At 36.3% G+C, this 20,566-nt stretch carries 21 protein-coding genes and 2 riboswitches; of the genes, 8 read left to right on the top strand and 13 right to left on the bottom strand.

The features are described from left to right. Positions 1-103: 103 nt before the first annotated feature. From QA612_RS04670 to QA612_RS04695, 6 genes are all read right to left on the bottom strand, one after another. The gene (locus tag QA612_RS04670; protein WP_278282601.1) at positions 104-1,177 is read right to left on the bottom strand and encodes a hypothetical protein; all 1,074 of its coding nucleotides are present in this window, start codon (positions 1,175-1,177) and stop codon (positions 104-106) included. Positions 1,178-1,508: 331 nt separating this feature from the next. Further along, on the bottom strand, positions 1,509-1,862 hold the full coding sequence (locus QA612_RS04675; RefSeq protein WP_278282602.1) for a response regulator: 354 nt from the start codon (positions 1,860-1,862) through the stop codon (positions 1,509-1,511). Continuing rightward, positions 1,859-2,344: a chemotaxis protein CheX gene (locus QA612_RS04680; RefSeq protein WP_278282603.1), complete on the bottom strand. Its 486-nt coding sequence runs from the start codon at positions 2,342-2,344 to the stop codon at positions 1,859-1,861. Before QA612_RS04680 ends, QA612_RS04675 begins: the two co-directional genes overlap by 4 nt. A gap of 115 nt (positions 2,345-2,459) precedes the next feature. Then, a riboswitch (cyclic di-GMP riboswitch) is annotated at positions 2,460-2,558 on the bottom strand. Positions 2,559-3,045: 487 nt separating this feature from the next. After that, positions 3,046-3,441 carry a hypothetical protein gene (locus QA612_RS04685; protein ID WP_278282604.1) on the bottom strand — a complete coding sequence of 132 codons (396 nt, stop codon included), beginning with the start codon at positions 3,439-3,441 and terminating at the stop codon, positions 3,046-3,048. 665 nt (positions 3,442-4,106) lie between these two features. After that, entirely contained in the window at positions 4,107-5,711 is a 1,605-nt protein-coding gene (locus QA612_RS04690) for an ABC transporter permease (RefSeq protein WP_278282605.1), read from the bottom strand. After that, positions 5,711-6,625 (bottom strand): ABC transporter ATP-binding protein, encoded by a 915-nt coding sequence (locus QA612_RS04695; protein WP_278282635.1) that lies wholly within the window; start codon positions 6,623-6,625, stop codon positions 5,711-5,713. Before QA612_RS04695 ends, QA612_RS04690 begins: the two co-directional genes overlap by 1 nt. Positions 6,626-6,802: 177 nt before the next feature. Here QA612_RS04695 and QA612_RS04700 point away from each other — a divergent pair, with 177 nt between their 5' ends. Together QA612_RS04700 and QA612_RS04705 are read left to right on the top strand one after the other, a co-directional pair. After that, positions 6,803-7,390 (top strand): TetR/AcrR family transcriptional regulator, encoded by a 588-nt coding sequence (locus QA612_RS04700; RefSeq protein WP_278282606.1) that lies wholly within the window; start codon positions 6,803-6,805, stop codon positions 7,388-7,390. Positions 7,391-7,624: 234 nt separating this feature from the next. After that, positions 7,625-8,050, top strand: a complete 426-nt coding sequence (locus tag QA612_RS04705; protein WP_278282607.1) for a DUF2500 domain-containing protein — start codon at positions 7,625-7,627, stop codon at positions 8,048-8,050. Between the two features lie 97 nt (positions 8,051-8,147). On the opposite strand, the gene QA612_RS04710 is transcribed toward QA612_RS04705, so the two are convergent. Beyond that, a complete protein-coding gene (locus QA612_RS04710) occupies positions 8,148-8,693 on the bottom strand; it encodes a hypothetical protein (protein WP_278282608.1) in 546 nt (181 codons plus the stop codon). 279 nt (positions 8,694-8,972) lie between these two features. On the opposite strand from QA612_RS04710, the gene QA612_RS04715 reads away from it, so the two are divergent. The 3 genes from QA612_RS04715 to QA612_RS04725 all read left to right on the top strand — a co-directional run bounded on the left by QA612_RS04715 (position 8,973) and on the right by QA612_RS04725 (position 12,341). Next, on the top strand, positions 8,973-10,937 hold the full coding sequence (locus QA612_RS04715) for a hypothetical protein (RefSeq protein WP_278282609.1): 1,965 nt from the start codon (positions 8,973-8,975) through the stop codon (positions 10,935-10,937). Positions 10,938-11,338: 401 nt separating this feature from the next. Next, a complete protein-coding gene (locus QA612_RS04720) occupies positions 11,339-11,638 on the top strand; it encodes a hypothetical protein (protein ID WP_278282610.1) in 300 nt (99 codons plus the stop codon). A gap of 172 nt (positions 11,639-11,810) precedes the next feature. Further along, positions 11,811-12,341, top strand: coding sequence for a VanZ family protein (locus QA612_RS04725; RefSeq protein WP_278282611.1), 531 nt, complete (start codon positions 11,811-11,813; stop codon positions 12,339-12,341). A gap of 227 nt (positions 12,342-12,568) precedes the next feature. Here the strand turns inward: QA612_RS04725 and QA612_RS04730 are convergent, their stop codons facing one another. The 3 genes from QA612_RS04730 to QA612_RS04740 all read right to left on the bottom strand — a co-directional run bounded on the left by QA612_RS04730 (position 12,569) and on the right by QA612_RS04740 (position 13,638). Continuing rightward, complete coding sequence (locus tag QA612_RS04730; protein ID WP_278282612.1) at positions 12,569-12,709, bottom strand: hypothetical protein; 141 nt, start codon at positions 12,707-12,709, stop codon at positions 12,569-12,571. A gap of 42 nt (positions 12,710-12,751) precedes the next feature. Then, positions 12,752-12,892 carry a sporulation protein YjcZ gene (gene yjcZ / locus QA612_RS04735; RefSeq protein ID WP_278282613.1) on the bottom strand — a complete coding sequence of 47 codons (141 nt, stop codon included), beginning with the start codon at positions 12,890-12,892 and terminating at the stop codon, positions 12,752-12,754. A gap of 185 nt (positions 12,893-13,077) precedes the next feature. After that, positions 13,078-13,638 carry a BsuPI-related putative proteinase inhibitor gene (locus tag QA612_RS04740; protein ID WP_278282614.1) on the bottom strand — a complete coding sequence of 187 codons (561 nt, stop codon included), beginning with the start codon at positions 13,636-13,638 and terminating at the stop codon, positions 13,078-13,080. Positions 13,639-13,812: 174 nt separating this feature from the next. On the opposite strand from QA612_RS04740, the gene QA612_RS04745 reads away from it, so the two are divergent. Beyond that, the gene (locus tag QA612_RS04745; protein ID WP_278282615.1) at positions 13,813-14,607 is read left to right on the top strand and encodes a coiled-coil domain-containing protein; all 795 of its coding nucleotides are present in this window, start codon (positions 13,813-13,815) and stop codon (positions 14,605-14,607) included. Between the two features lie 74 nt (positions 14,608-14,681). Here the strand turns inward: QA612_RS04745 and QA612_RS04750 are convergent, their stop codons facing one another. Continuing rightward, positions 14,682-14,879, bottom strand: a complete 198-nt coding sequence (locus QA612_RS04750) for a hypothetical protein (protein ID WP_278282616.1) — start codon at positions 14,877-14,879, stop codon at positions 14,682-14,684. Between the two features lie 139 nt (positions 14,880-15,018). Continuing rightward, positions 15,019-15,101: riboswitch (cyclic di-GMP riboswitch) on the bottom strand. A gap of 187 nt (positions 15,102-15,288) precedes the next feature. Further along, positions 15,289-17,673: an ABC transporter ATP-binding protein/permease gene (locus tag QA612_RS04755; protein WP_278282617.1), complete on the bottom strand. Its 2,385-nt coding sequence runs from the start codon at positions 17,671-17,673 to the stop codon at positions 15,289-15,291. A 424-nt stretch (positions 17,674-18,097) separates the two neighbouring features. Between QA612_RS04755 and QA612_RS04760 the strand changes: the two genes are divergently transcribed. Then, positions 18,098-18,610 carry an RDD family protein gene (locus QA612_RS04760; protein WP_278282618.1) on the top strand — a complete coding sequence of 171 codons (513 nt, stop codon included), beginning with the start codon at positions 18,098-18,100 and terminating at the stop codon, positions 18,608-18,610. A gap of 62 nt (positions 18,611-18,672) precedes the next feature. Beyond that, positions 18,673-19,140: a hypothetical protein gene (locus tag QA612_RS04765; protein ID WP_278282619.1), complete on the top strand. Its 468-nt coding sequence runs from the start codon at positions 18,673-18,675 to the stop codon at positions 19,138-19,140. A 49-nt stretch (positions 19,141-19,189) separates the two neighbouring features. Here the strand turns inward: QA612_RS04765 and QA612_RS04770 are convergent, their stop codons facing one another. Continuing rightward, the gene (locus tag QA612_RS04770; protein ID WP_278282620.1) at positions 19,190-20,389 is read right to left on the bottom strand and encodes a phosphoglycerate dehydrogenase; all 1,200 of its coding nucleotides are present in this window, start codon (positions 20,387-20,389) and stop codon (positions 19,190-19,192) included. Between the last annotated feature and the right edge of the window lie 177 nt (positions 20,390-20,566).

Here is a 20,566-nt window from a genome sequence, read left to right on the forward strand (position 1 = left end):
ACGGTGACGTTTTTCACATCTACCAAAAAAATTCCCACCTATTATATTTTCTAACTAAGTATGTCTTGATCCTCTTTTTCTCCTGACATTAAGAAAAGAATGTTCAACTTATAATTTTTAAAATAAATGTTACTAATCTATTCCGTTCCTTAAGATCATGACGATCAACGACCTGACTATCCAGAATAAGAGCCTTTTCATCCTCACTTATTCGTGAATAGGCAGTAGGTATATCAAGGAGTTGAAAATTAGTATTGACTACATTTCCGTATTCCCGCGGCAATAGCTTACCCTCAATTAATGTATCCGTTAATGATTGAAAATCATCAATCCTAGTATTAGGAATTATTTTATTATGTACAGCTTCCTTTAGGAGTTCTACCGTTCTTTTTGCCCCATATTTCGGAATTCCCTTCACACTATATTGCGAATGTCCTTTTAGTGCATAAAAATAACTATAAAAATCATTGCTCACTTGATGATCTACAGCATCTGCATTTTTTCCTAAAAACAAATCTATTAAATCATCTGACGTTATGATGGACGAATAGGCCCCTTTGGTCGTTAATACGTACACCCCAAAATGATTTGCCATCTGCCAGTTCAGTTCATCATTTGAAATAACTAGATCCGTATCAAAGAACTGCTCATCATTCATGTTTTCTATGAAATGATAAGGTACAACATTTGGTTCCAGATGTTTAGAATCGATAAAATAAATGTTAGGAATATATTCTCCAACGAGCTTCGCTATCTTCAAGCTCTCTATCAATATTCTGTTCATTCTACTGTATTTTTCATTTATATTAGTCTTATATTTTTCATAGAGCTTTTTCTTATACTCGTGATGAACTTCTGTTAAAAGTTTACTGCGGTCATAGGTGTAATAAAAATAGATTGCCGTTCTTTTTCCAAGTCTTGTCGCGCAATATCGGCGATAATGACCAGCGATGTTTAACAGCTCAGATGCAAGCTCAGAACATACATCCTGTACATCTTTACCGTCACTTAAACTATCAAATATTTTTAACGAACTAGGGGTATACAACGACTTTACTAAAGCATGGACATCCACATAAAAGTGAACGGTCTCCCCCTTCCCATCTACCATAGGACGAAGAATTTCATCTAAGACAACAAACTTACTTTTTTTCAAATTCATTATATTTCCAAGCATAAAAACACCTCCTTTACTGTTACTTGTACCGGTAAGATAGAAGCATTTTTTTCTATGCGACCGCAAATCCTTCTTTTCTTCGGTTGCGGGAACATTGGACGGCTCTATCTTACTGCATTTGCTCTCTTTCCTCCGTTCCGGGAACAAAAAACAGGATGGATAAATTCCGATACTTTACTGCTTACTTATTTAATTCATTTTGTCCTTTATGAATAACTGCCATATCTTCTACCCCTAATATTGAAGTTTTCAAACAATGACTTACAAACCAATAGTTATTGAAAATACGAAAAGGAAGCACAGAATTCTATTCCACGCTTCCCAATCACTATTAAACTAGTTTACTTATAGCATTCTCGATTCTTTCTCTATCAAAAGGTTTTACAATAAAGTCCTTCGCACCACTTTGAATAGAATCGATTACCATGCTTTGTTGACCCATAGCAGAGCACATAATAACCTTCGCATTAGGATTAACCTGCATGATTTCCTTAAGAGCACTAACACCGTCCATCTCTGGCATCGTAATATCCATAGTAACCAAATCTGGCATCAACTCTTTATATTTCTCAATTGCATCCTTCCCATTTTCCGCTTCTCCTACAACTTCGTGGCCAATTTTTGATAATATATCTGATAGTTGCATTCGCATAAATTTTGCGTCATCTGTTACTAGTACCTTCAAACTACTGCCTCCTCTTTAATCATTAAAACAATAGTAATCTTATCATTTTCACTAAGATTTACTCCCAATTGAATACCGTTTTCAAAAGCTGTAAATTTAGAAACACCAACAATGACAGTAGGAGGAGAAATATCAAGGGAGATTTCCTTTTTTGAAATATTAGTAATCATATTCCCAGAAATCATGTTCCCCAACTCACCAATAAATGATTCTAGCATTTCTCCTTCAAGTGCCATACCATACATAGATTGGGCGATGAAATTAAAGGCATCCTTATCCCCCTCAATCAATACTTGTCCACTTAAATTACCTGTGAGACCAATAAGCACACCCATTTCCCGTTTATAAAACTCTTTTTTTATTAATGAAGGAGAATCCACCTTTGTTTCTGTTGGGATAATATCCATCACACTTTTAATCATGCCGTTAATGCTTTCTTTAACAATGAAGTTATGCTTGCTTTCAACCTTCACTTCCCTCATTACTTTCACCACCTATGAATTTACTTTTCGATTTAACTAATTGTTTGATTGTTATTTGGAAAAATAAAAAAATGTACACCCGAAAAAGGTATACACTACAATGCAGAAACCAGTTTTCGGCAACCCGACTACCATAGTATGAAAAAATGAAGAAACATACCTTAGGCTCGTGGCTTTGCGTCCCTACCTTTGAGTAGGTTTGCCTTTTTCAATTTTTTAATTGCTTTCATTTTATATGAAAATAAGTCATAAGTCCATATTATCCGACCATTTTTCACATCAAATTAGGGTACATTGCATTATTTACTCATAAAATCATTTTATATTTATGGTACCTTTAACCTATTTCTTTTCCATTATTTAAAGGTGAAAAAACCCCTACAAACACAAATGCATACTGGAGTTTTTAATCGTGTTTATAATTACCCTTTTGATGGCTAGGGGAAGTTTGAACATGCTTCAATACTTGCCGGTTCAATCACAGTGAGCATGGTGAAGTATGATTGAGATCGAGGGGGTCTTGTTCTCGCAAACGGTGGAAAAACTGAATTTCGGGATAATAGAAGCTGGCTATCTTACCGCAAACGGTGGGAAATCAGAAATGCGGGATGATAGGACGAAGACCCGATCTACAAGAAGCATTCTAAAGGCACAGAAAGCAGGGAAAAATAAACAAATGTTGCACACTAGAAACGCCTTGACTACCGGAAAGCAGAAATATCATGAAATGCGGTAGCCAAGAAACTTCCGCTAATCCTTTCCTCCCTTTGCAGTAACGCTGCTACTTCCTCTGTTCCCGCAAATCTCTTTTTCTCTCTTTGCAGGAACGCTGGCTTCTTCCTCTGTGCCTGCAAACCTCTTTTTCTCTCTTTGCAGGAACGCTGGACACTTCCTCTGTTCCCGCAAACCCCTTTTTCACTCTCTGCAGGAACGCTGGCTTCTTCCTCTGTGCCTGCAAACCTCTTTTTCTCTCTTTGCAGGAACGCTGGCTTCTTCCTCTGTGCCTGCAAATCTCTTTTTCTCTCTTTGCAGGAACGCTGGCTTCTTCCTCCGTGCCTGCAAATCTCATTTTCTCTCTTTGCAGGAACGCTGGACACTTCCTCTGTGCCCGCAAGTAATGTTTATGCAATTTGCAGTATAATAGGACCAAACTAGACGACTGCAATGTTACAAATGCATAAGATGTGATTGCTGTGTAAGAACATTTTCTCCCCCCATATTGCAAGTTTCACTTCACTTGCACCATAGGTGAATCTACCCTGAAAATACACCGTTTCACCAGTAAAGCACGTTGACTCACAGAATTACTATCCCTTTCGCAGAATGAGATGGCATTTCTCGTTCAGAATGTACTGTAACAACTTGCATTAAAGTTAAATCAGATTATTTTAACCTTCTTAGGAATCGTATCCTCCTGAATATCCGTAATATTCTGAATATTTTAAAGGCATTCATAGTATCCCCCTCCTCTTTATAAGGTAGTTCCTCTTCTTAGCATCTATTTCAACATATGATGAAAAATCCCTTTTATTTTTCAAAACAAATGAACTTTTTTAGTAGTTTCAAAACAAAAAATGCCTCTATTTCTCCTTAATAAATGTAGTAGAGGAAATAGAGACACTGCTCATTTTTTGCGCTGTTAATCTTCCTGATTGATTTTGACTTCAGGATGCTCCTTCCAGTAGGGGGCCAACGATCCTTCCGCTTCAATCCACAGTGATCAAACATCAACACGACCAATTAATAGGGCTTCTATAATAGATTAAGAGCTTTCAATATCTCGTTTGTTAAAGCCAATAAAGCCAACTATCATCAACACTATGGCCAATGCACTTAGAACGATCAACGGTCCCCATGTAAACTCTTCAATTGGTGCTTGAGGAACATGACCAAATGGAGAAATCTTCCCAATCCACTCTGAGAATTGGAATAATCCACCTAAATAGAGAACGAAGAACGAGTACAACACATACAACCAAATGAAACTTGTTGCTTTCGGGATAAATCCGATCATAAACACTACAATACCAATCATCACAAGCATAGCTGGATAATACGCCATGGCAGCACCGTATATCATTCCAAATTGTAAACCTTCCTCCATAACAGCTGCCCCTGCAGACCAAAGTCCAATAGCAGCAAGAGAAAGCATAACAAATCCATTCACAACTGAAATAGCTAAGTAGCTTCCCATTAAATGAGTACGTGAGACAGCTCTTCCTAACAAATGATCGAGGCGGCCTTTTTTCTCTTCCCCTCGCAGCTTATTGATAGCCATAATGGGTGGAATAGTGGCAAGGAGGGAAATGACGATCATTAACATAGGAATAAACTGTTCAACTAATGACACATCATCGTCTCCATTTAACATCTGCCCCAGCATTTCGTTTCCTTCAAAAAAGGATTCAAGATCTCCAAAAACCGAACCGTAGGAAGCACCGAGTACATACATCCCAATAGCCCAAGAAATTATACCAGTACGTTGAAGTCTTAAAGCAAGACCCGTTGGACTTTGTAAAAAAGCTGATGCATATCTTTTACCTGGTTTTGCAGGTAAAAAACCAGACTCTAAGTCTCGAATACTGTTTAAATAATTAGCAATAATAAATAGAACGATAGAAGCCCCTATCATTAATAGGATTGGCCACCAATTGTTAGTGGAATATACCTCTGCCTTTGTTACCCAAGCTAATGGTGAAATCCACGATAAAGCTTCATAACTTACGTCCGTGATGGCCCTAAATAAATAAGCAACGAGCAAAATAGCAATAGAGTAACCAGTTGTTCCTCGGGAGCTATCGGATAACTGTGCAAACACAGCAGCTACTCCACCAAAAAATAAAGTTGTAGCTCCTAAAGCTATACCGTAAAGCAAGGATCCTTCAAAATCCATTGATTCAATGCCTAATGCATACAAGCCAAAAGCATTAATAGCTGCTAAGGCAATACTTGCAAACACTAAAGTAATGATTGTTGCATTTAAATAGGCAAGTCTTCCAACTGGTAAGGAACGGACCATTTCGACTCGACCATCCTCTTCATCAGCTCTAGTATGGCGACAAACAAGTAGGATTCCCATTAAACCAGCAACAACTGCGGTCATCAGTAGCATTTGATGAGCAGTCATGGCACCTATCGTATAGTTACCCAAATCACCTGGACCTACCATTGCTGTCATGGCAGGGTTAGCCATCGTTTCCGCCATGGCATCCCTTTCCTGCTGGGAATCAAATAATCCAACAAACGCAGGAGGAACGATCAAGGTAAAAAACGTCAAACCTACTAACCATAATGGAATTTTAATACTATCTAAACGAAGGATAAACCTTGTAAGGTGGCCTGTTTTGGCAATTAAATTTTTAGCCATTACTTTCCACCTCCAACTCCTGTATCGTGAGCTTTTTCTGTTCCTTCGTAGTGGCGCATGAATAAGTCCTCTAATGTAGGAGGGGAACTTTCAAGCTTCAACACACCAAATTGGCTAATATGCTTAATCGCATTATCTAACTCTTCCGTATCCACTTGGAACGATAAACCTTGCTCCGTTTCTTCTATTTCATGAATTCCCTTTAACTCTTTTAAGTTAACAGGCTCCTTCGTTTGCACGAGCATTTGCGTACGAGTTAAGTGACGTAGCTCTGTTAATGAACCTGATTCTATAATTCTACCTTCTCGAATAATACCTACTCTATCACAAAGCTTTTCTACTTCAGATAAAATATGACTAGATAGTAAAACACTTTTCCCTTCTTTTTTTACCTCTATTACACACTCTTGAAAAATCTTTTCCATCAACGGATCAAGTCCAGAAGTAGGTTCGTCTAAAATATATAAATCTGCATCAGAAGAGAACGCTGCAATTAGGGCGACCTTCTGCCTATTTCCCTTTGAATATGTTCGACATTTCTTCGTAGGATCCAAGTCAAACTTCTTTATTAATTCTTCTCTTTTGCTCTTATTATTCCCCCCACGAAGTTTTACAAATAAATCAATAACCTCTCCACCTGTTAAATTGGGCCATAAATTCACATCTCCAGGAACATAGGCAACACGCTTATGAATTTCCACCGCGTCATTCCAAGCATCCTTACCGAATATTTTCACTTCCCCTTCTGTTGCTTTCAAAATCCCAAGTAAAACACGGATTGTTGTTGATTTACCAGCGCCGTTTGGACCAATAAAACCAAAGATTTCCCCACTATTCACTTCAAGATTAACTCCATCTAGAGCTGTAAACTTTCCAAACTTTTTTGTTAAATTCGTTACTTGCAATAGACTCATCATGAATCCTCTCCCTAATATAGGATGTAATCAGTAGCTTGTGAAAAATATGAAATATTTCACTTTATATATTTCATAATATAACATCATTGAATGTCTTTGCAATATTTTTTGAAATATATTATTTGTTTTATTTCATAATTTTTATTACACTTAATAGTATGAGGTGATCACTGCATGGATGGATTTATGCGTCGTAGAGAGCAGAAAAAAACAGAAATTTTAAAAGCAGCCCTAGACCTTTTTATGACACATGGTGTTCAGAAAGTGTCTATTTCCGAAATCGCAAAAACAGCAAATGTATCTCAGGTAACTATATATAATTACTTCGAAAGCAAGCACAACCTTGCAAAAGAAACAATACACTTTTATGTAGATGATGCATGGGCGGAAATGGAGGCTGTCGTCAGTAGTGACATTCCTTTTGAAGAAAAAATAAAGGCACTTATTTTTAATAAAAAAGAAGCAGCTAATCGTATCCACCCTGAATTTTACAACTATTTCATGAAGGAATACACCGCTGGTATTACGTATATTGAAGAGTTTTACCAGAAAAGAGCCATACCTCGTCTTGTTCAATTATTTAATGAAGGACGAGAAAAAGGGTTCATCGATCCAACTATCTCAAACGAAGCAATTATTATGTACATGCATATGATAAAGGATAGTATGCAGCGTGAAGAGATTTATTCTAAGATCCTGCCACATACGGAAGATATTACAAAGCTTATGTTTTATGGGATATTAGGCAATAAGAAAGATTAGTCTTAATATTAAACAGACCACAATATCATTTGGTCTGTTTATTTTTTGTTTTGCATAAAATTGAAAGCGTTCCAACATCAATCATGATACAACCTCATTGTTATAAATGCTGTATGTTTATGATTATTACATGGTGGGAAAGGCACTGTAACATTATCTACCCATTAAACACAATGCCACTAAATGAAACTATTAATAGTGAAGGAATTTGGGATATAAGGTGGGAAATTTTCTATGTTCATACTTGGAGAAAACATAAGTGGAAATGTACTTCCTTTGTTTCTACTAGCTGACATTTCTTCTTGGCTTTTTCCACTATTAGTTATTGTCATTTTGGGAGTCACGTTCTATTCTATCATTCGACGAATAGTAGAATGGTTTTCTAATAATAGAAAACCTATTGAAAAAGAAAAAGCCATGGTAGTAGCGAAGAGAGAAGATGTTCGTCACAGACCCCATAGAAATAAGGGTACTGGTATTAACATCGGAATGAGTCGATCAATTACGAAATATTACGTCACCTTTGAATTAGATAATGATCAACGCTTAGAATTTAAGGTAAATGGAAAGGAATATTCTATGCTGTCAGAAGACGACGTAGGCTACCTAGAATTTCAAGGGACAAGGTATCTGGATTTTGAAAGAGCTGGATCTATTTAAAATAGGATTTTTAAGATTTACAAAAATGGGGGTTAACGTTTCTGATACGTTTCACCCCTTTTTATTTTGTTAAGTATAGAGTCATACATGATGCTTGCTAATTCCAAACTAACCCATACTTTTTTCGATACTTTGAGTCCTCTTCTTCTTCAATTAGTTTTAACGCTTCCCCTTTTATGTTCTCATCATGGCATTTGTCATACAGATTCTTAAGCCCTTGAATAATATCAAATCGAATTAACGTCCCATTCTTTTCGGACATACACGTACGATATCGTTCAATGAGGTGAGTTGTTACCAATTCCTTTTGCTCATCTCCAGCTAAACCTATCTTCCAAATAGACTGTAAACTGTGCCTTGCTGTAACGAACTTCTTATCCATCGTCACTTTCCATACTGCCGGGAAATCAAGTAGCATTCTTCCTTCAGGATCACTAATTGCCAAACTAGAAAGAAATTGTGCAGCTAGTGATCGCTTATGATTATCCTTGCTCGAGAGGTTTCCCTTCCATTGATCCCAAACTTCATATGCCCAATCTACTTCTTTTTCTGTCAAAACTAAAATAGCCGTGTACGCCTCATACACTTCGTTCTTATCATTTGACTCTAATTTTTCAAATAGAGCTTTCGTTTCCTTATCCATTTTTCCATCCCCCTTCCTTTTAGCAATTTGAAATCGTGATTTGATATTATGATCTGCTACATTCAATAATCTATTTGAATATATCTTTAATTTTCGCATAAATTCAAACATTTTGTATGAATATACAAGTTTTAAAGGAAATTAGCACATGAAGAAATGAACTTACTTATTATAAAACAATTTTCTAACCTTTTTAAGTAATATAGTTTAAAAATATACCCCTTACATAATTGTTTATGGTAATATTATACTGTAAAAATTTGAAAAGGTGGTATGTTAATGAAAAAAGTTAATTTATTGATCCTTTTGTTTCTATTACTATTGATTGTCGCTTGTAATAGTAATGAACCAACGGAAGCAGAAATGGAAAACAACGATAATAATGGTGAAACTCTAGAAAACCTAGATGAAGAAACAGATGATCAACAAGAAAAAACAAAGTCATTTCTACCTAAAGATGGCGTTTATGTTCACCGTGGTGACGAAATCGATGATATGGTTGCACAATATGAAACGGTAGAAGAAGGCCTTGTACGCATGATTACATATTATCAAGGAGAGGAAGTAAATACCTACTATTTTGAGAATGAAGATGGCATCTATTCTGTTGGATTAAGTTTAGAGGAGGCCATGGATAGTATAGACAATTTGGACCCCGATCGTCTTCAATTAAAATACCCGTTAGAAATTGGACAATTATGGGAAACACCTAGTGGCGCATCTATCGTCAAACATGAAGTGGTAGACATCATCCCATCATACTCCACACCGTATAAAACTTTCGATGAAGTTGTTAAAATTAATATGATCGTTTTAGAAAATGGAGAGGAATTATTTAATCAATATTTATATTTTGCCGAGGATTATCACCGAGTAGGACTAGACGGTAGAATTCATTACCAGTTAGCAGAAGTAACGGACACTATGTCTGCACCAGTTAATTACTTACTGGAACCGATGGACTTTATAAAAATTGACGAGGTTTTACATGAAAATGAAAATGGAAAAGTAACATTATTAGGTCACAATTACAATGAAGCTTTAGGAAATAATGCAATAGCAATCCTATTTGAAGGACCGTTTAGTACCGAGTGGGAAAGAACATTTGATGATTACTTTAACTTTAGAGGCATTTCAGTGAATGCTAACGACAGTCTCTTCAGAATTGTGAATGGAAATACGGATTATAATAGATATATAAGTGATCAAGGAAAAATTGTTGTTTTATTCGACGAGAACGATGGACCTTTAGCAAGACTAGATTACAGAATAGATAGAGATGGAGACTTTACTAATATCATAGATCTCTCCGAATTTAATGAAACAATAACAATTCCAGGAGTAGAGGTTTTGCCTAATAATGATTTCTTGGCATTTGACCCATTACTAATAGAGACTGATGATAGAATCGTTTCTATCAGTAGAGTATTCATAGAAGATAGTATTGCAATATCTGGAACCATTGAGTTTAAACAGGATGAACAGGATTATAGACTTGAAGCTAATGTATATATCCCACAACTGGATAAGTATTCACAAGTGAGAGCACAAGATACTAGGGACTATTTCTCCAATATGGTTGTTCCGTTTGACTTTAGCATCAATCTAGATACTCCTATTAGTAAAGAAATAAAAATGATGAACTTCTTTGTGGCTGGTGTAGCATTTAAGCTTGACCTTACTGAAGGAAACTTAGATGAGGAATTTATAGATGAGTACAACAGCTTATATCATACAATATCTGAAACTAGTATTTACAGAGCCGATGGATTTTTACCATCTACAATTTTCAAAACTGACATTTTTGGTATAGAAGATAATGTAGGAAATACTCATAATAATACTATCATCCTCCCAGCAATGCGTGGAACTGGGAGTCGTGGTGAAGAAGTGCGAAATCGAAGTGATGGATTTTACTTATACGGACAATACACAGATCTGGAAGTGAGTATTGGGACAGCTGAATCTCAAGACTTCTCTAATGATGTCAGAGTCGTTTTCTATGGTGATGATTACGATCATAATGCGATCCTTGGAAATAGACAATCAGGTGCTAACGCATCAGAATTTGGGACGCCATTAGCAGAAGTTACACTCTCTCCTAACAGTCCAATTGAAACTGTTGAAATGAATGTAGAAGGAGTAAACCGACTAAGGGCTATTTACTTCACTAACACGTACGAACGAAGTGAATATATCCCAAGTATCATTATTACTGATAGTACTTTAACAAGAGCTGATTAAGTTAAATCAATACACTCTAAAAGTAGAAGCACACGATAAAGTGTGCTTTTATTTTTGAGCATGGAATTCTGAAGGTTCCTCTTCTCATACGGATTACTATTAAAACTATCACATAAAATTACATTATCAATTTTTCATGTAATATCAAAATAATAACCAGATAAAGATTCCCCAAAGAGGTAAGCTAAATGCAGTCCCCCACAATAAACCTTTAAAAAAATTTCCTTCTCGTTCCACTACACCAACCTCCGTTCTTTCTTATATGAAGTATTGGCATAAACAAGGAAAACTAATCAGCAAAAAAATGAATTCATATTGATTGAAACAATGTTCCCTTGCATTAATTATCTTCCTCCATGCCATACTAAAAAAGAGAGTATAGAAGGAGGCTTTAAAAAAAGATGAACATGGACATTGATATTACTACTATCAGTAACGAAATGCCCGATTTTATTAATCATGACGAAGCAAGACAATGGTTTAAAAAGCAGTTTCACGAACGTTTTGCTCTTAGGAATACAGACACTATAGATGGAAAAACCATTTATTTTTATCATATCATCAAGGACCTTGATCAATATCAACACTATATGGAAAGCTTCTCTAGGGAAGAAGGACATGAATTTACAAATCCTGATACATTTAAAAGCTATTCAACCGTTGAAATAACAGAGGATGGGGACATAAGCTTGTCTTTATAAAGTAAATCTAAATTTTTTCAGCTGAAGAAATACGTATAATAATGATGGAATTCTTTGTACATCCAAGCACAACCTACTGTAAAATTCGGTTGGATTCCATAGGTTTAAGTATTCTTTCTGTTTAAAAAACCTCTATTTGTCTATGATAGTTTAATAGACAGGAGGTTTATTTATGCGATTTGCCTTTCCAGTTATTATTTTTTTGTCCCTTTTGGTTATTATCGTGTCCATTGGAAAGGAAACTAATGGATCGATGGATACAAACATCATACGCAGTATCTATAAAGCAGAAGTGAATCCATTATTTTTTCTTGATTGGAACAGTTCATTTTATTCTAGTTTTTCTATTATAGATGGTTCAGCTACATTACAACTGCGAAAAATTGGTCACTTTATTTTTTATGGAACACTTGCAGCTTTTATATTCATCGTCCTTCCAATTCACAACATTTGGATAAGAGGCGTCACTGCAGCAAGTTCATCATCTATTATTGGTGCAATTGATGAATATCATCAATATTTTTTAAGCGATCGCAGTGGAAGATTATTCGATATTTACATTAATATTGCTGGTAGCTTCTTTACGATTTTCACTATTTTAGTTTTATATGGCTTACTATTAATGAAACAACGTATTAAATACAAGTATGAAATGAAATATGATGAAAAACAAACAGGTAGAGAATGGATTAGTGCTCCCTGATCATGAGTTGTGGTTACTACTGTGTCGCTAAGTAGGCATTTGTCCTACTGTTACTTTATTACGACACAATTTTTCAGTATAACCTGTCATCTACTTACATAGGTAATTTATATTTCCTAGGGAATAATTAGTTCATTTGTCGAAATCCTGTGATTTAGATTGTTTTGTCCTGTGAAATTTAACAAAGGAAAAGTGCCATACACCAATGAAATCGGTACGTGGCACCATTAAACTTGTTTAAAAGGGTCAAAATTAAGAACAATCTCCAACTCTTTATTTCCTTCAGCAGAGGTCAATTCGTTCTCTTCCCTTTCATCTCCGTTATGTAGTTCCCTACCCCAAAACCAAATAAAGGAAACGAGAATCATATCTCGTTTCCTATTAGACAAATTTCGGGGAGTGCCTGGCACTTAGTAAGCCCCGACTATTACAGCTCCAATAATGGCTAGTAACACAAACATCACAATAATAAAGGCAAAGCCACCTACTGCTGTTGTTGCTGGCGCTGCTGTCTCTCCTGCTGGCGCTCCTTTACCTGCTGGATAAGTCATTAAAAGTCATCTCCTTTTCTCTGTCTTCAATGACAGCATATGTTATACATCTAATTACGAATGGACATTTGTACCGATAAACTAGGTAATGAAACTAATTAATGCAAATACCTATACGAACAAGTTGTATTATAGGAAATGACAAATTATTCTTGGTTGGTGTTACACCTTTATTTTCATCCATTTTACTCTACTGTAAATGGAAAGGATGTTTCAAAGACTTCTCCTTCTTTTGGTGTCATCCATGCAGTTAAAACATAGTCACCAGATTCTAGATCAAGTTCATTTAAATCAATATCATAATCTAATTGTTCTCCCGGATGTATTACCTCTTCTCCTTCCATTTGCATAAACACTGCAACGCTTGAATATAAGAAAAGTTGTTCACCAGCTGTTGTCTCAACAGAATAATCAAACCGCTGCCCGCTTGAGAATGACATTGTAATAGTGTCTTGCGAATCATTAAAGACAACATATTGGAAAAGGACCTCATTTTCTAGATTAGGTACGAGCTCACTAGTCATTTCCTCACTACTATCCCCTTCATTTTCCAAGGTATCTTCATCCTTTTTATCATCATTATGATTCGAATCGTTATTATTCGAATCATTCCCTTCCTGAACTCCATTCCCCCCACTTCCAGTGGACAATCTGTCATTCATACCTTGACTCCCTTCACTATTTCCAGTTCCACATGCAGAAAGAATCAATATAGCTATAGTTAAAACGATGAAAAGTTTCTTCATTTAACTTACCTCCTCTACATCTTCCATATTTATTTTTCACCTTTTTAGTCGCGAATAAAATAAGAAAGTTACACATTTATTTCGACAAATTTACACAGACATCTGGTACCAAAAACGTTTACTTCATTCATTATCGGGAAACTATATTCATACGATGCATATGGGAGGGATTAGATGTTTCGTAAAATAAAATTTCCTATTTTCACCTTAACGTTTGTATCATTTTTACTCATAATTAGTGGGTGTAATAATGACAATGATGATGGTGAAAACAACAATAATAATGAGGTAGATTCACTTCAAGCTCAGATTGAGGAATTGAATGAAGAAATTTCACAGCTTAGATCTGATCTAGCAGAAAAAGAAGATGAAATTGCTGATTTAGAGTCCCAGTTAGATGAACAAAACGGTGATTCAGGGGATAATGGCACAAATAACAATGGTCAAACCAATGGAGATTCTGATCCAACTCAAGATGAAGTTCTTCGTAATCGAGCAGATCAGGTCGTTATTGCTTTAGAAAATATGAATTTCACTAGTTTAGGAGAGTACGTTCATCCGGAACAGGGTGTACTATTTTCTCCTTATGGACATGTGGATTTTGACGAAGATCTTAGTTTTAGTGCAGAAGAGGTTGGTAACTTTGCTAATGACAACGAAGAGTATGATTGGGGAACACAAGATGGATCTGGTCACCCAATCGAGATGACTCCTACTGAGTACTACGAAGAATATATTTATATCCGTGATTTCAGTAGAGAATCTTCAGAAATTGTAGTGAATGATATTGAAGAATATGGAAATATTATTGTGAATGTAGAGGAAGCGTTTCCTGAGGCTAATTTTGTGAGTTACTATGTAACACCGACAGAAGGAGAACTAGATTGGGCTAATCTTATACTTGCATTCGAGGAGTATGATGGTGAATGGTATTTAGTCGGTTTAGTTGTAGACAGATGGACGATATAATCTGTTAAGAGCTCGCCATTGGTAAAAAGGTGAAAAAGCATGGTCCTCCATGCTTTTTCCATTTCTCTATACTTTCACATTCTACTTCTCTTCTTTAACTCCTCAATGATGTAGACCATCTCTGTTTTTATTTCAGATGCTCTATCAAATTCAAATGCATTTCTTGCAAAATTCAACTCTTCCATTAGTACTTTGTATCTACCTTTTAATTCTTCCAGACTTTGTTCAGTCAGTTTAAGCATTTCTTTTAGATTTGGTTCTACTTTATACATCATATTTCCCCCTTCATTTTAATGGATTATTACATATAAACCATGTTAAAAAGCGAGATCTTTATGAATGAAACAAGTGAGTCCTTTTTCAAATAAAGATGGATACCTAAAGAAAAGATATCCATCTAATATCAGTTTCTTTGGCAACTCGGCTACCATAGCTTACACTTTAGGCCCGTGGCTTTGCGTCCTTATTTTTCAATAAGTTTGCTATTAACTTTAAACTATTTTTATCCAGTTAAATTAATACTTTTATACTATTTACTATACATGGAACAGATTAACATTCCTACAAGTTTACATAAACTAGATATAGTCGTACCATAAAACCTCATTATAATTTGAACAATAATAGGACTATCACCCGTCACTAGTATAGTTCGACAAAATTCGAGCAGAAGCTAGTGCATTATTCTGTCCGCAATGCATCTACTGGGTCTTTTTTTGCTGCCATTCGCGCTGGGATAAGACCCGATATGAGTGTGAGTAACATGCTCCCTCCGATGAGTAAAAGGGCTGCGATTACATTTAAGCTTGCTAAGTCTTGAATTTCTGTTAAACCGTAGATGATTGCATTAATTGGTATGAGAAGAAGGTACGAAATCCCAACGCCCAGTAAACCAGCCACGAATCCTACTATAAGTGTCTCAGCGTTAAAAACCCGTGAAACATCCTTCTTTCTTGCTCCTACACTTCGTAAAATCCCAATTTCCTTCGTCCGTTCAATCACTGAGACATAGGTAATGATTCCGATCATAATAGTAGAGACAATAAGAGAAATAGCTGCAAAACCAACTAGAACATACGTGACAGTATTAATCATTGCTCCAATCATGCCTGTAATCATTTCTGCAAGATCAGTATATATAACTTGATCCTCCTTTTCTTTTCCATCATTATATTCATCCAAATATGCTTTAATTTCATCCTTACTGGCAAAATCATTTGGATATATATCAATACCTGTTGGAGAAGTGATTGCACCTAAGCGAATAAGTGACTGCTCCTTTTCTCTTTCACTTGAAAAAGGTACCCCTTGAATAACATCAACATCCGACTCCTGTTGTTCAACTGATATATTTGATTTTTTTGCATCACTAACAATGAAATCAGTTAAAGCTTGTGTATAAATCAATCCTTGAGAAAAATATTCGCTAACAGCATTCTCCTTAATTCGCAAAATACCTGTAATTGTTAGCTCCATTCCACTATCACCGTGAAACAAATCATTGTATTGAGCTGGTGCTGCTGGTTCAAAAATCCCATCTTCTACTTCTGTATAAAAATCATTATTCGGAATGACCTTTAACATGCTTGTTCCAATAAAATCGTTTAGACTGTACATTTCATCTTCAGAGTGAATACCTAGTTTTTCAAAAAATGAAGCATTTAATCGATTATACTCATCCACTACTAGAGCAATCTCGTTTTCCGCAGTCGGTAAGCGACTCCCCTCTCCAATGAGATCATTGATTGAGAGGATAAACTCCTCATTTTCCGGCATTTCCTGCCATTGACTAGAACCATTCCTAGGAGCCATCCCCTGGGAAGAACTACTAGCAGATGGCGCAAAATTCACAACGACATCCTCACCTTTAGCTAGCACATTCATCTCCACACCCCTTGTGTAGGAAATGACATTCACGGCATCAGGCATTTCCTCCTCCATCTGCCCAATAAAATCTATGTATTCATCGGTAAATACATTTCGGTGCCTTGTAACATTTCCACGTCGATCTTGACGATAAATAACATCTTCCTCTGTAAATTCTTCATAATCATTTATTCTATTACTATCACCAGCACTTGAAGGATCATCATTATGTAATGGTACTGCCTGTTCATCCGTACTAATTGTTATAGGAAAACTAGACAGAGTATCTGACTCCATTTCAGCAATCTGCTGCGATAATCCGTTCGACAGTGCTAGAACGAGGGCTACACCGATAATTCCAATGCTACCAGCAAAAGCTGTAATTATCGTTCTTCCTTTTTTCGTCAATAAATTTTTAAATGAGAGTAGCATAGCTGTTGTTAAAGACATGGACGTCTTACTACGCTTTACTTTATTAGAGCTTCCCATTTCTTGATGAGTACTGGACTCTGTTTTTCCCAATGGGTTACTATCTGATTGCACTTCTCCATCCAAAAATCGAATCACTCTTGTACTATATTCTTTTGCCAGCTCCTCATTATGCGTGACCATAATTACGAGGCGCGTTTTCCCTATTTCTTTAAGTATCTCCATTACTTGAAAACTAGTCTCACTATCTAATGCGCCAGTAGGTTCGTCCGCAAGTATGATATCAGGATTATTCACAAGAGATCTTGCTATTGCCACTCGCTGCATTTGTCCTCCAGAAAGTTGACTTGGTTTTTTATCTATATGGTCACCTAAACCAACTTCGCGGAGTACTTCCTTCGCCCGTTCCTTCCTTTCTGAATTGGACACTCCGGACAATGTCATGGCAATTTCTACATTTTGCAAAACCGATTGATGACCAATGAGATTATAATTTTGAAATACAAATCCTATTGATCTGTTCCGATAAGCATCCCAATCAGAGTCCTTATATTTCTTCGTAGATTGATTTTTAATGATTAAGTCACCACTATCGTAACGATCAAGTCCTCCGATAATGTTTAATAGTGTTGTTTTTCCAGACCCTGATTGCCCTAAAATGGTGACAAATTCACTTTCTCTGAACTCAAGAGAAATTCCCTTTAGAACTTCTGTTGCAACGTCTCCTGCTGTATACGACTTTCTTATATCTATAAGCTTAAATTTCCACAAACAGACCTACTCCTTTGATGGTTAAGATATTTATAGTGTAGCACTTGATTATGAAGGGAGGATGAACATGCTGATTTCTGTTCGGAAAAGATTTCACTCACTGAAAAAATGAAATATTTATAAAAGGGACTGCTAGTTTAAGAGGAGAAAATAACATCCAAGTAAGCATCGATGAATGACTTGAGGCGATTTAGTAGTATGAAAAGCACAAGACGCCCAATTTCCCCTAGATGCAGCCCACGTCCTGAAGGCAACGGTTAAATCATCGTCCTCCTAACACCTAGACAATGATAGAAAAAATTATAAATTCTTTCAAAAAAATCGAATATATACTAAGGAGCACAGCTTTTCAGCTATACTAAGGAGGTTAATATAGCTTGTTGCAAAACACCGAATTCATTCCAAAAGGGAGGCCATTCCAATCATGAACGCGACGTTTCTTTTACGCTTAAAAGCTTTCTTGTTTGATTACATAATTATTCTTTGTTACTTAATAATCCTCTTCTTCATAAATATATTCCTTTTTCCATCCTTACAAGAATTTTTCACCGGGTCTATCATAGTAGCCCAGCTCACAGGGTTTATTATGGTGACACTCCCTGTGTCCATTTATTTTATTATTACTGACTCATCCATTGTTGGGCAATCCTTTGGAAAAAGGAGAACAGGTATCCGAATAATAAATAAAAACGGAGCACCACTTTCTATTATTCATGTAACCTTCCGAACGATACTGAAGTTTCTCCCATGGGAATTATCCCATTTCCTTGTTTATCGTCTTATTTACTTAGGAGAAAGTCAAGTTCCTACCCGTTACTATATTATTGGTGGAATTATATACGGACTGATTTTCACTTATATATTCACTGCTATTTTCACGAAAAAGAAACAAGCACTGTACGATATCATTGCAAAAACAGAAGTTATTAAAGAGTAGTCTATCCTGAAAAGCTGTTATCGAACTTATCAGGATTAACAAATAAAGGTCAGGTAAGCACATTGGCGGACTTCTATACGCCTGCAAATCTCTTTTTCCCTTTTGCAGGCTTATTGGCGACCTCCTATACGCCTGCAAATCTCTTTTTCCCTTTTGCAGGCTTATTGGCGACCTCCTATACGCCTGCAAATCTCTTTTTCCCTTTTGCAGGCTTATTGGCGACCTCCTATACGCCTGCAAATCTCCTTTTCCCTTTTGCAGGCTTATTGGCGACCTTCTATACGCCTGCAAATCTCTTTTTCCCTTTTGCAGGCTTATTGGCGACCTCCTATACGCCTGCAAATCTCTTTTTCCCTTTTGCAGGCTTATTGGCGACCTCCTATAAGCCTGCAAATCTCCTTTTCCCTTTTGCAGGCTTATTGGCGACCTTCGATATTCCCACAAACCTCCACTTGCATAGCCGGTGTACCCTAAAAGAAAAAGCATGGAACCATAAAAGTTCCACGCTTTTTCATACATACCGACAATAGGGTCATAATTCAATTAAATCCAGAAGATACTTAACACAGCACCTACCTATTAAATGAATCTTATTGAAACAACACCAGTAATTTCTTTAATTTTTGCTTCTAGACCTGGAAGAACTTCACCGTTTACTTTGTTGTCAATATCGATCATTGTGTAGGCATAGTCCCCACGGCTTCTGTTTACCATATCTGCAATGTTTAATTTATAGTCAGAAAGGGCTGTTGTCATTTGACCAACCATATTCGGAACGTTCTTATGGAATACAGTCACACGACGCTTACCTGTGTATGGTAACGATGCGTTTGGAAAATTCACAGAGTTTTTAATATTACCAGTCTCAAGATAATCTTTCACTTCATGAGCAGCCATGATTGCACAGTTTTCCTCAGACTCGTTCGTTGAAGCCCCAAGATGAGGGATTGGAATCGCATTTTTCATCTTCAAAACGTCTGCATTCGGGAAGTCTGTAATGTATTTTCCTACTTTCCCTTCCTCAAGCGCTACAGCAATATCCTTTTCATCCACAAGTCCACCACGGGAGAAGTTAAGAATATACACGTCATCCTTCATGATACCGAATGTTTCTGCATTAAACATTCCTTTCGTATCAGGCGTTAATGGTACGTGCACAGTGATGTAGTCAGACTTAGCGAATAACTCTTCAAGAGACATTGCACGATGGATGTTGCGAGAAAGGCTCCAAGCAGTATCAACAGAGATAAATGGATCAAAGCCGATAACATCCATTTCTAAGTTTAAAGCATCATTTGCAACAAGAGCACCGATTGCCCCTAAACCAATTACACCAAGAGTTTTACCTTTAATTTCTTTACCGACAAAGTTCTTCTTACCAGATTCAACTAGCTTCGGAATGTTTTCCCCTTCACCTTCTAATGTTTTAACCCAAGCAGCCCCATCAAAAAGATTACGAGATGCAGCGATTAACGTTGTTAACACAAGCTCCTTTACTGCGTTTGCGTTAGCACCTGGTGTGTTAAAAACAACAATTCCACGTTCAGTACATTTGTCGATAGGAATATTATTTACACCTGCTCCAGCACGAGCAATAGCCTTCAGATTAGATTCTAGCTCTAAATCATGCATGTTGAAGCTACGAACAACGATTGCATCAGGATTTTCACTTCCATCATCAATCGTATATTTTTCCTGACTAAAAACATTCAATCCTTTTTCCGAAATATTATTCAACGTTTTAATCGTGTTCACTTTGCTAGTTGTAACTGTGCTCATAATAAATTCTCCTCTTTCCCATTTTTTATTGATTCAACATTATTAACACCCTTGTGTATAGAAACACAAATAAATGATAGCTTAACACCGAAATGAACCATGAACAGAAACACCATACTGATTTTTTCGGCAAAAATAAAATGGAACTCTTTTTGAATTTTGATTTCAACTACATGA

The sequence above is a fragment of the Evansella sp. AB-P1 genome (assembly GCF_029688925.1).
Lineage (GTDB): Bacteria > Bacillota > Bacilli > Bacillales > Salisediminibacteriaceae > Evansella.